Genomic DNA, 13,050 nt, shown 5'->3' with positions numbered 1-13,050 from the left:
AGAAATAGAAGCTAAAATAAAGTGAAGATTTATCGGGATTGGTAATATATAAAATCGTACTTATAGATCAAGCCTTTTACTAAACCTGAGAGTAGGGAAGTGGTTCAAGAAAAACTCTTCGTATGTTCGATACCGTATTGGCATATTTAGTATCGGCCGAAATCCGTTTCCAGTCAGCATCTGCAAGAAATGCCTCCCAGTTCTTATCACGCTCTTCCATATTCTTAAACGTGATCATATAGGTGAGGCATGGAAGATTGGCGCCGGCAATTGCCTCGCCAAAGAAAACAGGAGTCAACTTTGTTTTATAGAAGATCGGGAACTCTTCCTCATTGAACATCTTTATCTTTCTGCTAACGGCATCTTCGTTATAACCTTCATAAGTTCTCAACTCAAAAATGCGTGATTCTTTAGCAGGAACTTTTACCGACGGCAATCCATCGAAAGCTAACAATAACGAGGTAGAGATCCTGTTATACACCGGCTTCTCCGCAGGTACCTGATTCCAGGCAGCACTGCTCTTTATAAAATCATGGTCCTTCTTAATATTCGTATTTATGGAAAGATATTCCTCAAACGATGGATAGGCGATCAGCACATAAACTTTTACCGGTTCAGTTTTACTGATCTCTTTAAAAACACCAACTGTCTTAACCCCGAATTTATTTAATGCCGGAATGAGGGATTTCTCCAGATAGTCATGCAACAAATTCTGATTGCCCCGAAACTTAAATTCATATTCACGCCATTCATACAGTTCCTTTTTAACTGCTTTGCCGGAATCCGCAATCGCAGTCTGCCCCAAAAGAACAGCGGAGGAAGCCATTGCAGCATGCTCAATGAATTTTCTTCTTCTCATATGACAAGTTGTTATGTGCTTACTCGAAAATGATCAGATCAACGATCTCTTCCAGGTACTGCTGATCGATCGTATCAAAAGCAGCAAGCTGCTCACTGTCCACATCCAAAACACCCATCACCTTACCGTTTCGAATGATGGGCACAACAATTTCCGATCGCGACTTACTGCTGCAGGCAATATGACCCGGAAATTTTTCTACGTCTGGCACAATGATAGTTTTCGCATGTTCCCAACTGGAACCACAAACGCCTTTGCCTTTTTTAATACGGGTACAGGCAACCGGTCCCTGGAAAGGAGCCAATACCAGTTGGTTTTCCCTTATCAGGTAAAACCCAACCCACAGCCAGCCGAACTGTTCCATCAACGCCGCTACAATGTTAGCCAGGTTGGCCACCACATCGGGCTCCCCTTCAATCAAAGCCTTTATTTGAGGAATTACAGATTGATATTTTTCTTCTTTTGTGCCCTGCACTATGCTCAAGTCTTCTGCCATGGAGCAAATATAGTTTGATTGCTAATTCAACAAAATGGTTCTGAACTAAAACCCCTTACCTAACAGCCATTGTTACGAAAAAGCCGCTTATTCATAGGTTATTCACATGGTTTTCCCCACTATAAACCGTATTGTGCGCTGATTTCCAACATTCTATCAATTGGCTTCCTGGCTGCCTTCCTCAATTCCTCCTCCATGGTGATCTCTGGCGCCTCATATTCCATGCACAGATACAGCTTTTCCAGGGTGTTCAGTTTCATGTGTGGGCAATCATTGCAAGCGCAACTGTTGTTGGGTGGAGCTGGGATGAAGGTCTTCTCAGGTGACGACTTCTGCATCTGGTGCAAAATGCCTGTTTCGGTGGCAACAATAAATTCCATTGCATCGCTTTGCTGGGTATACTTCAGCAAACCGGTAGTAGACCCGATGTAGTCGGCCAATCGTAACACGGCTTCCTCACATTCGGGGTGAGCGATGAATTTCGCATTCGGATGCCGGGTTTTCAACTTCGTGATCTTCTCCAGACTAAAGATCTCATGCACCATACAGGCGCCATTCCACAATACCATGTCCCGGCCCGTTTTCTTCACCAGGTAGGCTCCCAGGTTTTTGTCGGGTGCGAAAATTATTTTTTGATCGCGCGGTACACTTTCAACAATCTTTTCGGCGTTGCTCGACGTTACAATGATATCGCTCAGTGCTTTTATTTCAGCCGTGCAATTGATGTAAGAAATCACGATATGATCGGGATGTTGGTCTTTGAATTTTTTGAACAGATCGGCCGGTGCACTATCAGCCAGCGAACAACCTGCATTCAGGTCGGGCAGTAAAACTTTTTTGTTCGGGTTCAGGATCTTGGCAGTTTCCGCCATGAATTGCACGCCGGCAAAAACGATGATATCCGCATTCGTGTTTTGTGCTTTTTGCGCCAGGCCCAGGCTATCCCCAATGTAATCGGCCACGTCCTGGATATCGGGCTCCTGGTAATAGTGCGCGAGCAGGATCGCATTTTTTTCTTTTTTTAACCGTTCAATTTCGTGAAACAGATCCAGCGTGGGATCAATTTCAATGTCGAGAAACCCCGCCTTCGTCAAATTTTTTTTTGCGTTAGCTACGTGGATATCTTCCATAGTATTTATATTAATTCTATTTTTTTATAAATAACCTATTATTATTACGGCTGTGGATTCGTGGATAAAATGAAAGCCGTAAAATTTGGTAAAGTTACAACAACCTGGTTATCCACGGTTTTCCACTTTCTTTCAACAATAAACAAATGAAAGCAGACGCGGGTTTTACGCACTTATCCACCCCGGTGGAATAAAAAGCGCCGGGAAAAATAGAAGGGGCTGTGGATACAAAAATGGTGTTAACGGAGGTGGAATAACTAAGGGTTTTTATACATCAGGGATTAGGGAAAACTATTCATTGAAACTTTTAATCCATCTATCCACCAAAACCAAAGTGCAAAAACCGGGGTTACCCACATGTTTTAGGGGTTATTCAGCACCCCCTGTTAGCATTGTTTTCACGGCATTGTTTCACGAATCCGGGATTTATTAAAAAATTGGCGGTTGTTCACATATCTGGATGGGTAAAACCTTTACTCGATGCTGGTTTTGAATGGTTTTCCACAGTTTGTTCATAAACTTTCTTTTCCTATTTTTGCCATCCTTATAAAAAGAGGTATACACATATAATATGTCAGTTATTCAAACCATCCGCGACAAAGCAGCGTGGATCATCATTGGAGCGATTGCATTAGCCCTTATCGCCTTTATTGTACAGGATGCTCTTCAGGGAGGAGGCCGTGGTATGTTCAGTGGTAGTTCCACAACACTTGGCAAAGTGAATGGCAACAGTATTGATGCCCGCGATTTTGAGCAACGGTACAAAATGGCCGAAGAAAACTACCGTGCCCAGAATTATCCTATTAATGACCAAACGCGTAATCAAATTCGTGAAAGTCTGTGGAACGAGTTTGTTGAAGATGCGATCATGGTTGATGAGTATGAAAAATTAGGTATCAAGGTTGGTGAGAAAGAATTAGGCGATATATTATATGGAGCTAACCCGCCCCAAATGTTGAGACAGCAGTTCACTGATTCTACTGGTCAGTTTAATGTAAATGCAGCTTACCAGGCTATAAAGTCATTGAAAAAGGGCACCCCTCAATATGAAAGTTTCCAGGAGTTTCAATATTCTTTAATGAAAGCCCGTCAGCGCGAAAAATTTTCTGCATTGGTGGGAAAAAGCATGTACGTTCCAAAATGGTTGCTTGAAAAGAGCAATGCTGAAAACAGCCAGCGTGCTGCCATTTCATATGTGAATGTTTCTTATTCTACTATTCCTGATTCTACTGTGCAGGTAACTGACGAAGATGTGAAGCAATATGTAGATAAACATAAAGAAATGTACAAACAGGAAAATGAGCGCAGCCTGGTGTATGTAACTTTTGATGCAGCGCCCAGCAAAAGCGATAGTGAAGCTATATATAATAATGTAGCTAAACAAAGAGACGCTTTGGCTGCAGCCGCCTCTACTGCCGAAATTCAAAATGTGCTCACGAACAACTCGAGCGAAACGCCCTACTTCGATGGTTATGTATTAAGCAGCCACATGCAAATGACCAATGCTGATACCCTTCGCAAATTGAGCGATGGTCAAGTGATTGGTCCTTACCTGGATGGTCCTAATTATACCCTGGCTAAAATGGTTGGTCGCCGTACAATGCCCGATAGCGTGAAATGCCGTCACATCCTTGTTAAAATGGCTGACCAACAAGGCCAGACAAGAACAGACAGCGCTGCCAAGAAATTAATCGATAGTATTGAAAATGCTATCAGAGGTGGCGCCAGCTTCGACAGCATGGTGGTGAAATTCAGCGACGACGCAGGTAGTAAAGATAAAAAAGGTGAATATGAATTTACTTCTATGCAGTTTTCTAACCTGAGCAAAGAATTTGCTGAAGTGATATTCTATGGCAACTCCGGTGATAAAAAAGTAGTGAAAGTTGAAAACGCTTCTTATAGCGGATACCATTATATAGAAGTGCTGAACCAGAAGAAAATGGAGACTGCCTATAAAATTGCGTATCTGTCTCGCCCGGTTGTGGCAAGTGATGAAACTGTAAATGGGGCCAGCGGTATAGCTCAACAGTTTGCCTCAGAAAGCCGTTCACTGAAGGAGTTTGATGATAACATTACAAAAAGAAAGCTGAGCAGATTCCCTGCCGATGTAAAAGAAACTGATTACATGATCATGGGCTTAGGTGAAGCACGCGAAATTATTCGTTGGGCTTTCACAGATGCTAAAAAGGGAACTGTGGCTGAACATGCCTATTTGGTAGGTGATAAATATGTTGTTCCTGCCGTTGCCCAGGTTTATGAAAAAGGAACTATGCCGGTTGAAAAAGCCCGTCCATTGGTTGAGTATAAAGTGCGGAACATTAAAAAGGCGGAGGCCATCAGTAAGAAAATTGGTACTGCTGCTACATTAGAAGCAGTAGCACAGGCTACCGGCCAACAGGTATTAAGAGCTGATAGTGTTACGTTCAGCAGCACCTTCATTCCTAATGTTGGTAATGAAATGAGAGTACTGGGGGCTGCTTTCAATAAAGATTACCAGGCAAAAATTTCAGGTCCTATTAAAGGAGAAATTGGGGTGTTTGTGATCAAAGTTGATAACATTTCAGCAGTGCCCAATCCTAATTTCGATGTGAAACAACAACAGGCTGCCATGTCACAACAAATGGGAGCAATGTTCGGGTACAGAACCCTCGAGATCATGAAGAAGTCTGCTAATATTAAAGATAACAGGATCAAATTCTTTTAGTTAATAAGCTAATAATTTAACGGGGTTGACTGGGTTTAAACCGGTCAACCCCGTTTCTTTTTTCTATAATTCATTGGGTTACTGAGTTTTTTAACTTTTCAACCATTCTCTTTTAACACAAAATGAGGGCGTTAACTTGTAAACCCAACTTATTGGGGCAAGCTTTGTTACCTGTCAACTTGATTAGCCCCTGGGTGGAGGGGTAGTTTGTTTCCTTATGATTGGCAACATATCAACATATCAACTAACTTTGTCCCTGTTTAAGTGAAAATGATTAATATGAGTGAAGAAATTGTAAATAAGGTTGCGCAAAGTCAACTGGTCACGCTTGACCTGGAGACCTATTATCCTGCGGAAGAAATTGCGGTCTTTGATCTGAAACCGCATTTATTCATGGAACTCATCCTGAAAGAGAAAGAATTCAGGGCAGCGCTCCAAAATAACGATTGGTCTGTTTATCAAAATAAGGTAGTAGCAGTTACCTGTACAGCAGATGCCATTATTCCCATGTGGGCATATATGCTGGTAGGTTCTTACCTGCAACCGGTTGCAAAAGATATCATCTTTGGCAATGAACAAACGGCAAGGCAACAACTTTTTGTGCAGCGGATCGAGGCAATAGATCCTGAGCCTTTCATTGATAAAAGAGTTGTTGTAAAAGGGTGCGGCGATATCCCCATTGGAGAATTTGCCTACCTGGCCATCACAAAAAAATTAATGCCGGTGACCAAGAGCATTATGTATGGCGAACCTTGCAGCACTGTTCCGATCTTTAAGAAAAAATAACTAACGATAGCCGATGCCGCCGCATCGGCTTTTTTTTTGGAATATAGCGTGACACGGTTATGCTCGCAACGAAAAACGAACCGTGGCACGCCAGTTAATACTTAAGAATTTAAAACCGTTCACCATGGACGTAGAAATATTAGCACGTATTCAATTCGCCTTTACCATTGCCTTTCATTACATCTATCCGCCATTAAGTATCGGACTCGGATTGTTGTTGGTGGTATTTGAAGGGTTGTACCTGAAAACAGGGAAGAAGATATATGAACAGATCACCCGTTTCTGGATCAAGATCTTTGCCCTGATCTTTGGTATTGGCGTAGCCACCGGTATTATCATGGAGTTTGAGTTTGGCACCAACTGGGCAACGTACTCAAAATATGTAGGCGACATTTTCGGCAGCGCCCTGGCAGCGGAAGGTATTTTTGCATTTGCGCTTGAATCGGGCTTTTTGGGAATACTGCTTTTTGGCTGGAACCGGGTGAGCTCGCGCGTGCATTTCTTTTCTACCATTATGGTATTCCTCGGTTCGATGTTCTCTGCCATCTGGATCGTAGTGGCTAACTCCTGGCAGCAGACACCGGCCGGTTATCACATTGTAGGTAATGGGATGGAAGCCCGTGCCGAGATCACCGACTTCTGGGCCATGGTATTTAATCCTTCCAGTGTTGACCGATTGATTCATGTGTGGATCGCCGCTTTTCTCGCCGGGATATTTTTAGTACTGAGTGTAAATGCCTGGTATATTTTAAAAAACAAACACCTCGACATTGCAAAGCCTTCTTTTAAAATTGCATTGGTAGCCGGGACCATTTTTTCTTTGTTGCAACTGTTCGCCGGTCATCGAAGCGCTGATGTAGTATATAAACATCAGCCGGCTAAATTGGCCGCGCTCGAAGGACATTATGATTCCATGGCCGTGGCCGATATGTTTTTACTGGGGTATGTTGATAATAAAAAACAAAAAGTGACCGGCATAAAAATTCCCGGCGGGTTATCGTTTTTAACGCAGGGCGATTTTAAAAAACCGGTGAAAGGATTGAATACGTTTAAACCGGAAGAAAGGCCAACCCAGGTTAATACCATATTCCAGTTCTATCACATTATGGTAGCCATAGGTATGTTTATGATAGGCTTAACGGTGTATGCTTCGTGGTTGAGTTTTAGAAATAAACTCTTTGAAAAGCGATGGTTGATGTGGGTTTTTGTATGGGCAGTGTTAGCTCCGCAGATCGCGAACCAAACCGGATGGTTTGCCGCCGAAATGGGCCGTCAGCCTTGGGTGGTGTATGGTTTACTTAGAACCTCCGATGCATTGTCGAAAACAGTAACGGCCAACCAGGTGATATTCTCATTGGTGCTGTTTACAGTAGTGTATACGTTGTTACTTGTTTTGTTCCTTTATTTGCTGAATAAGAAAATTCAACATGGGCCGGTTGATCATGGAACAAAAGAAGATATTGATGAGGGAAGCAAGCGGGATAACCCCATATTAGACCACACTGGTAATTTCTGATTTAGTGATTTTGAGATTTCTTCTGCTTCGGCCGTATTTAAATCTCGAAATCCCGCAATTTCTAAATCTCTAAATAAAAATATCTATTGTAATTATTGCTCAAATTATAACAATGGAAACATTTTTAGGTCTCGACTACAACGTTTGGTGGTATTTGGTTTTCGGCGCTGTTATTAGTGGTTATGCTATTCTCGATGGATTTGATTTGGGCGCCGGGGCATTGCACCTTTTCTTAAATAAAGAACTAAGCCGGCGTATTGCATTGAATGCTATCGGTCCGGTTTGGGATGGTAATGAAGTATGGCTGGTTATTGGCGGCGGTGCGTTGTTTGCCGGTTTCCCGGTAGCGTATGCGGCCATATTTTCTGCGTTCTATGTACCGTTTATGATCTTCCTGGTGGGATTGATCTTTAGAGGCGTGGCCATAGAATTTCGAAGTAAAGAACCGGGGTTATTATGGCGCAAGACCTGGGATGTGGTATACTGTGTAGCCTCGATAATAATTTCGTTATCGCTGGGTTTAATGTTGGGCAATGTGGCATTAGGTATTTCATTGAATGAACAGAAAGAGTTTAATGGCGACTGGTTGTCGTTCTTTAATTTCTTTTCTATCATGGTGGCCATTACAACGCTTGCGTTGTTTATGATGCACGGTGCTATTTACCTAACCATGAAAACAGAGAACCGGTTGTACACCAAATTGTACATGCTGGCCCGGCAGTTCATTATATTTTTTGTGCTGAGTTTTGTGATCACTACGTTGTATACATTATTGTATGTACCGCACCTCAGCGACTTTTTCAGATTGCATCCTTCTTCATTTATTATTCCGGTACTAATGGTATTGGCCATTGCCAATATACCGCGGCAATTGAAAATTGGTAAATACCGGTATGCGTTTATCAGTTCATCGGTTACAATTGCTTTGTTACTGGCGATGGTGGCGCTGGAAGTGTTTCCTTATTTATTGTATTCGAAAGATAACCCGGCAAATAGTATAACCGTGCACAATGCGGCTGCATCGGCAAAGACCATGAAGATCTTATTGATCATTGCTCTGATTGGTACGCCGCTGGTGGCAACATACACATCATTTGTATTCTGGACGTTCAAAGGAAAAGTAAAACTCGACGAAACAAGTTATTAAGAAAAAATTCCAAAAAGCAAATAACAAGAACCAAAGAAAGAAATCTCAAAACTTAAATTACAAGATCCAACAAACACCAGGCTTCCTGGGGTCTTTAAAATTTTGATTTGTATTTTATTAGGTTCTTTATTTAATGCTGGCGCCAACTCGTTCGAGCAACGCTTTTGTCTTCCTGATGCCTTCTTCTTCACTTAATTTATCGCCTTCGTATTCAATGCCCATATAACCCTTGAAACCTGCATCCTTACATATCTTGAGCATTTTTACATAATCGGTTTCAATGCAATTACCCTGTTCGTCGAAGTCGTGGGCTTTGGCGCTTACTCCTTTGGCAAAGGGCATCATTTCAGCAACCCCTTTATAGCGATCATATTCTTCTATACATGGCGTACCCCACATTTGACCGCCTTCGCGCTTAATGCAGAAGTTGCCGAAATCGGGTAGGGTGCCTACGTTTTTTCTTTTTACACCCTTCATTACACCAGCCAGCCATTGACCATTGGAAGTATAGCTGCCATGGTTCTCTACAATTACATTAATACCGGTTTTGGCGGCATATTCACCAAGTTTAGCAAGGCCTTCGATGGCCGCTTTTTGTACTTCTTCATAGCTGCCTGCGCCGAATGCATTCACGCGAATAGTAGCGCAGCCCAGGTATTTGGCGGCATCCACCCATTTATAATGGTTTTCTACAGCCTGCATTCTTTTTTTGGCATCCACATCGCCCAGGTCACCTTCTCCATCGCACATGATCAGATGATTTTTAACGCCATTATCATTGCATCGTTTCAACAACTCAGCCAGGTATTTTTCATCTTTTGCTTTGTCTTTAAAAAACTGGTTCACGTATTCCACTACACTGATGCCGTAGGTATTTTTTGCTACTGCGGGAAAATCGAGGTTGTCCATTTCTTTTGCCCACAACTTTTTATGCAGGGACCATTGGGCCAGTGAAATGGTAAAAAACAAAGGAGCTGCTGACGAATCTGTGTCAGACGTATGGGTGTTTGTTTGAATATCGGCCGGTAAAGGATTAATAAATGATAATCCGGTGGAAGCGGCGCCAAAGCCGGCAGCCAGGCCACCCAGTTGTTTTAAAAAATGTCGGCGATTAGAGGGCATTATTTAGACTGTTTGATGGTTGAATTGTTAGATGGCTGTAGCTGCTGAAAATTTTTAGCAGCTTACCATAGATCGGTTTTTATAAAGTTCGGGAATTACAACCATCAAACCATCAGGCCATCGAACCATAAATTATCAAAACCAACCTCTTTTTCTGAAAAGGTTCAGCATCCATAGCGGAACGATCAGCATTAACCCTACGGCAATAAAAAATCCCCAACGGTTATGGATGGTGGGGATCTGGTCGAAGTTCATGCCGAATATGCCGCCGATAACGGTTGCGGGGGCCATTAAGCAGGTTACAATGGCCATTACCTTCATTACCTCATTCATCTTCAGGTTCACATTGTTTATATACAGGTCCTGCATACTCATTATAATATCGCGGTAGTTTTCGCTCAGATCATAGGCCTGTACAATGTGATCGTATACGTCTTTATAATATTTGGTAGTCCGGTCTTCGAGTAATTCACTTTCGCTGCGAATGATGCCGCTCAGCAGATCGCGCACGGGCGCGAAATTCCTTTTTAATACGATCAGTTCTTTACGCAGTTGATTGATCTTGGCCAATGAACGGGTATTGGCGTTACGGATCACTTCTTCCTCCACCACTTCAATTTGCTCACTCACTTTTTCCATGACGATAAAATAATTATCCACGATCATATCAAGCAGCGAATAACACAGGTAATCGGCATTTCGTTGCCTGATCTTGGCATTGTTGATCTTCAACCGCGTTCTGATAGGATTAAAAACATCCCGGTGCGCATCTTCCTGGAAAGAAAGCACAAAATTCGGTCCCAGCACTATACTGATCTGCTCTGTTTCTACCGATTTTTTCTGTTCATTGAAGTATAACATATTCAGCAGGCAAAATAAAACCCCTTCTACCTCATCCATTTTGGGACGTTGGTTAATGCTGAGTATGTCTTCAATAATGAGGGGGTGAATGCCATAATAATTACAGATGGTTTCTACGTCATTTTTGCGCAGGCCATCGATATTTATCCAACTGATATACTCGTTTTCTTTACAATGCAGGCATTCCGAAACGCTTTCAACCCCATATTCCTGAAAAGAGGTTGCATTGTATTCATGCACAGAGATCTTTACTTCTTTGGCTTCTTCGCGTTGCGGAAGAACGGTTGGATTTACCTGCAAAATTTCTTTGGTCCGGTCGGTACCGAACAATGATGGCAACATTAAATAACGCAGGTATTTCTGAGGACTCATATAACAAAAATGACTAAAAAAACTGAAAAAATGCGGCCACCCCCCCTGGTCTCCCAACAAGTCGGGACAAGCTCCCCACCCGCGGAGGGGAAGAAAATACATTTTTCAGTTGTTTAACTTGCAATTATAATACCTATTCTACAGAATTGATAGTGAGATCGGCGCCCAGGGTATTGCCTTCAATTTTTAACAATACCGGGAAGGCTGCATTGTTGAGCAACCAGATGCGGGTAGAACCATTTGGGTTTTCAAGCAGAAAAACATCAACCGGCTTGCCCGATAATTTTAATTGTTGTTGCTCAGACGGCGATTTTACGGTAAAGGTTTGCTGATCGAAATTCAATTTTTTGTCTTTCTGCAACATGTCCCATTGGGCCTTCGAAAACAGGATAACGGTTTGGTCGTCGGCCATGTCTTCCTGCGTGCCTGGCGTAGGCTGGCCCCAATAACCCCGGGAACCACTTTCCAATGATTTAGTTTTCATAACCCAGGTACCGCTGCCAAATCCTTCAACAAGCCAACCTACTTTAACGTAGTTAACAGATACCGAATCAAGAGAAAAAGTACAGGGGAAGCTTTGACCGTGCAGGGCTGCCGAATAATGCAATTTTGAGCCTTGTTTAATTACGGGCGTATATTTTTCCTGTGCATTGGAAGAAAGGGCTGCAAGCAGGCAAAGCCCCAACATGATTTTTTTCATACAAATAGGTTTAAGTGAATTTACGGAAAAAGGCTTAATGCTAAACGCACAAGGCTAAACGCATGCTACCGATGAGCAGACATTTCTCATTACTCGTTGCCCATTAAATGTGCCGCCTCAGTTAAACAAAAACGGAGCTGCAAATTGCAACTCCGTTTTCGTATATCATTTCGTTATAATTATATTATTATTAATTACAGTTTCTCATACAGCGCCCGCAGCTTTTCGCGCGTCATGATTTTTTCCCAGTCTTTTCCCAGCGCATTTTCCCACAGGGGTTTCATGCCCAGGGAAACATTGATCATGGTATCGAACTGTTCATCGGTCAATCCTTTACAAATGCCTACGGGAATATCGATGTTATTTTGTTCTACCATTTTTTTGAATTCTGCTACGCCTGCAGGGTAGTAGGGTTCCAGGTGATTCATCACAATGCAATTGCCAATGCCATGTTTGGTTCCCAGCAAATAACTTAACCCATAGCTCACCGCATGGGCCACGCCTACCTGTGAGTAGGCAATGCTCATACCGCCGGCATAAGAAGCCATCATCAGTTTATCATCGCATTCGGCATCCCATTGTTTTTTGTTTACGAAAACCTCCCGGCATAACTCGAGCGCTTTTTCGCCATACGATTTACTGAACTCGTTGAGGTAAGTTCCTTCCAAACTTTCAATACAATGTATATAGCAATCCATACCGGTATAAAAACGCTGGTTGGCAGGTGCATTGGCTGTTAATTCGGGGTCCAGTACGATCTGGTCAAATGGCGTGAAGTCAGAGTTCATACCCAGTTTACGGGTTGGACCCGTCAACACGGTTGTACGGGAAACTTCGGCGCCGGTTCCGCTCAATGTAGGAATACCTACTTTATATACGCCAGGTAATTTAACAAGATCCCAGCCCTGGTAATCGGCTGAAGAACCGGGGTTGGTCATCATCAGGGAAACTGCTTTGGCCAGGTCGATGGTAGAACCGCCGCCAATGCCAATGATGCCGCTCACTGTGCCAAACTCGTCTTTCAATTGTTTTGCCAGTTTATCTACCTGGGTGGTTTTTGGTTCGTAAGTAACATCGGCGAAGATCACTTTGTCTTTGCCACGCAGGGGAATGCGATTAATGAGCGGCTTTCCGTCGCCGGTAGCGGCGCCGTTTTCAAAAAAATGATCTACGAGAAAGATCATCGGCGCCTCGCCTTTTCTATGTGGAGCTAAAATTTCATCGAGCTGGTTAAAACTGCCTCGGCCATAAATAACAAAGCCGACCATTTTAAAGTTTCTGAACTTCATATGCTTACGCTAAATGATTTTTAACAGATACTGTGATTTAGCGCTGCGAAGGTCGGAAAATCAATTGG

At 42.8% G+C, this 13,050-nt stretch carries 11 protein-coding genes; 4 read left to right on the top strand and 7 right to left on the bottom strand.

Annotated elements, in window-relative coordinates; all coding sequences use genetic code 11:
- Positions 1 to 79: 79 nt before the first annotated feature.
- The 3 genes from FAM09_RS07480 to nadA form a co-directional block, all read right to left on the bottom strand.
- Entirely contained in the window at positions 80 to 859 is a 780-nt protein-coding gene (locus FAM09_RS07480) for an NIPSNAP family protein (protein ID WP_136576421.1), read from the bottom strand.
- A 19-nt stretch (positions 860 to 878) separates the two neighbouring features.
- Positions 879 to 1,355 carry a GAF domain-containing protein gene (locus FAM09_RS07475; RefSeq protein WP_136576420.1) on the bottom strand — a complete coding sequence of 159 codons (477 nt, stop codon included), beginning with the start codon at positions 1,353 to 1,355 and terminating at the stop codon, positions 879 to 881.
- 119 nt (positions 1,356 to 1,474) lie between these two features.
- Positions 1,475 to 2,485 carry a quinolinate synthase NadA gene (gene nadA, locus FAM09_RS07470; protein WP_136576419.1) on the bottom strand — a complete coding sequence of 337 codons (1,011 nt, stop codon included), beginning with the start codon at positions 2,483 to 2,485 and terminating at the stop codon, positions 1,475 to 1,477.
- 571 nt (positions 2,486 to 3,056) lie between these two features.
- Here nadA and FAM09_RS07465 point away from each other — a divergent pair.
- From FAM09_RS07465 to cydB, 4 genes are all read left to right on the top strand, one after another.
- A complete protein-coding gene (locus FAM09_RS07465) occupies positions 3,057 to 5,189 on the top strand; it encodes a peptidylprolyl isomerase (protein ID WP_136576418.1) in 2,133 nt (710 codons plus the stop codon).
- 279 nt (positions 5,190 to 5,468) lie between these two features.
- Positions 5,469 to 5,975 (top strand): DUF2480 family protein, encoded by a 507-nt coding sequence (locus tag FAM09_RS07460; RefSeq protein ID WP_136576417.1) that lies wholly within the window; start codon positions 5,469 to 5,471, stop codon positions 5,973 to 5,975.
- Positions 5,976 to 6,099: 124 nt separating this feature from the next.
- Positions 6,100 to 7,491, top strand: a complete 1,392-nt coding sequence (locus FAM09_RS07455) for a cytochrome ubiquinol oxidase subunit I (protein WP_136576416.1) — start codon at positions 6,100 to 6,102, stop codon at positions 7,489 to 7,491.
- A gap of 112 nt (positions 7,492 to 7,603) precedes the next feature.
- The gene (gene cydB / locus FAM09_RS07450; RefSeq protein WP_136576415.1) at positions 7,604 to 8,638 is read left to right on the top strand and encodes a cytochrome d ubiquinol oxidase subunit II; all 1,035 of its coding nucleotides are present in this window, start codon (positions 7,604 to 7,606) and stop codon (positions 8,636 to 8,638) included.
- 126 nt (positions 8,639 to 8,764) lie between these two features.
- Here cydB and FAM09_RS07445 read toward each other — a convergent pair whose 3' ends face one another.
- The 4 genes from FAM09_RS07445 to FAM09_RS07430 form a co-directional block, all read right to left on the bottom strand.
- Positions 8,765 to 9,760 (bottom strand): sugar phosphate isomerase/epimerase family protein, encoded by a 996-nt coding sequence (locus tag FAM09_RS07445; protein WP_136576414.1) that lies wholly within the window; start codon positions 9,758 to 9,760, stop codon positions 8,765 to 8,767.
- A 135-nt stretch (positions 9,761 to 9,895) separates the two neighbouring features.
- Positions 9,896 to 10,993, bottom strand: a complete 1,098-nt coding sequence (gene corA, locus FAM09_RS07440; RefSeq protein ID WP_136576413.1) for a magnesium/cobalt transporter CorA — start codon at positions 10,991 to 10,993, stop codon at positions 9,896 to 9,898.
- A gap of 133 nt (positions 10,994 to 11,126) precedes the next feature.
- Positions 11,127 to 11,693, bottom strand: coding sequence for a hypothetical protein (locus FAM09_RS07435; RefSeq protein ID WP_136576412.1), 567 nt, complete (start codon positions 11,691 to 11,693; stop codon positions 11,127 to 11,129).
- A gap of 194 nt (positions 11,694 to 11,887) precedes the next feature.
- The gene (locus FAM09_RS07430) at positions 11,888 to 12,982 is read right to left on the bottom strand and encodes an iron-containing alcohol dehydrogenase family protein (protein ID WP_136576411.1); all 1,095 of its coding nucleotides are present in this window, start codon (positions 12,980 to 12,982) and stop codon (positions 11,888 to 11,890) included.
- Between the last annotated feature and the right edge of the window lie 68 nt (positions 12,983 to 13,050).

It is taken from the genome of Niastella caeni, assembly GCF_004834005.1.
GTDB lineage: Bacteria > Bacteroidota > Bacteroidia > Chitinophagales > Chitinophagaceae > Niastella > Niastella caeni.
This window is presented reverse-complemented; position numbering and strand designations above follow the sequence as displayed.

What these genes read in the sequence shown, in the direction of transcription:
- nadA (WP_136576419.1), bottom strand. Translation starts at nt 2,485, where the DNA reads ATGGAAGATATCCACGTAGCTAACGCAAAAAAAAATTTGACGAAGGCG.
- FAM09_RS07430 (WP_136576411.1), bottom strand. Translation starts at nt 12,982, where the DNA reads ATGAAGTTCAGAAACTTTAAAATGGTCGGCTTTGTTATTTATGGCCGA.
- cydB (WP_136576415.1), top strand. Translation starts at nt 7,604, where the DNA reads ATGGAAACATTTTTAGGTCTCGACTACAACGTTTGGTGGTATTTGGTT.
- FAM09_RS07480 (WP_136576421.1), bottom strand. Translation starts at nt 859, where the DNA reads ATGAGAAGAAGAAAATTCATTGAGCATGCTGCAATGGCTTCCTCCGCT.
- corA (WP_136576413.1), bottom strand. Translation starts at nt 10,993, where the DNA reads ATGAGTCCTCAGAAATACCTGCGTTATTTAATGTTGCCATCATTGTTC.
- FAM09_RS07460 (WP_136576417.1), top strand. Translation starts at nt 5,469, where the DNA reads ATGAGTGAAGAAATTGTAAATAAGGTTGCGCAAAGTCAACTGGTCACG.
- FAM09_RS07475 (WP_136576420.1), bottom strand. Translation starts at nt 1,355, where the DNA reads ATGGCAGAAGACTTGAGCATAGTGCAGGGCACAAAAGAAGAAAAATAT.
- FAM09_RS07455 (WP_136576416.1), top strand. Translation starts at nt 6,100, where the DNA reads ATGGACGTAGAAATATTAGCACGTATTCAATTCGCCTTTACCATTGCC.
- FAM09_RS07465 (WP_136576418.1), top strand. Translation starts at nt 3,057, where the DNA reads ATGTCAGTTATTCAAACCATCCGCGACAAAGCAGCGTGGATCATCATT.
- FAM09_RS07445 (WP_136576414.1), bottom strand. Translation starts at nt 9,760, where the DNA reads ATGCCCTCTAATCGCCGACATTTTTTAAAACAACTGGGTGGCCTGGCT.
- FAM09_RS07435 (WP_136576412.1), bottom strand. Translation starts at nt 11,693, where the DNA reads ATGAAAAAAATCATGTTGGGGCTTTGCCTGCTTGCAGCCCTTTCTTCC.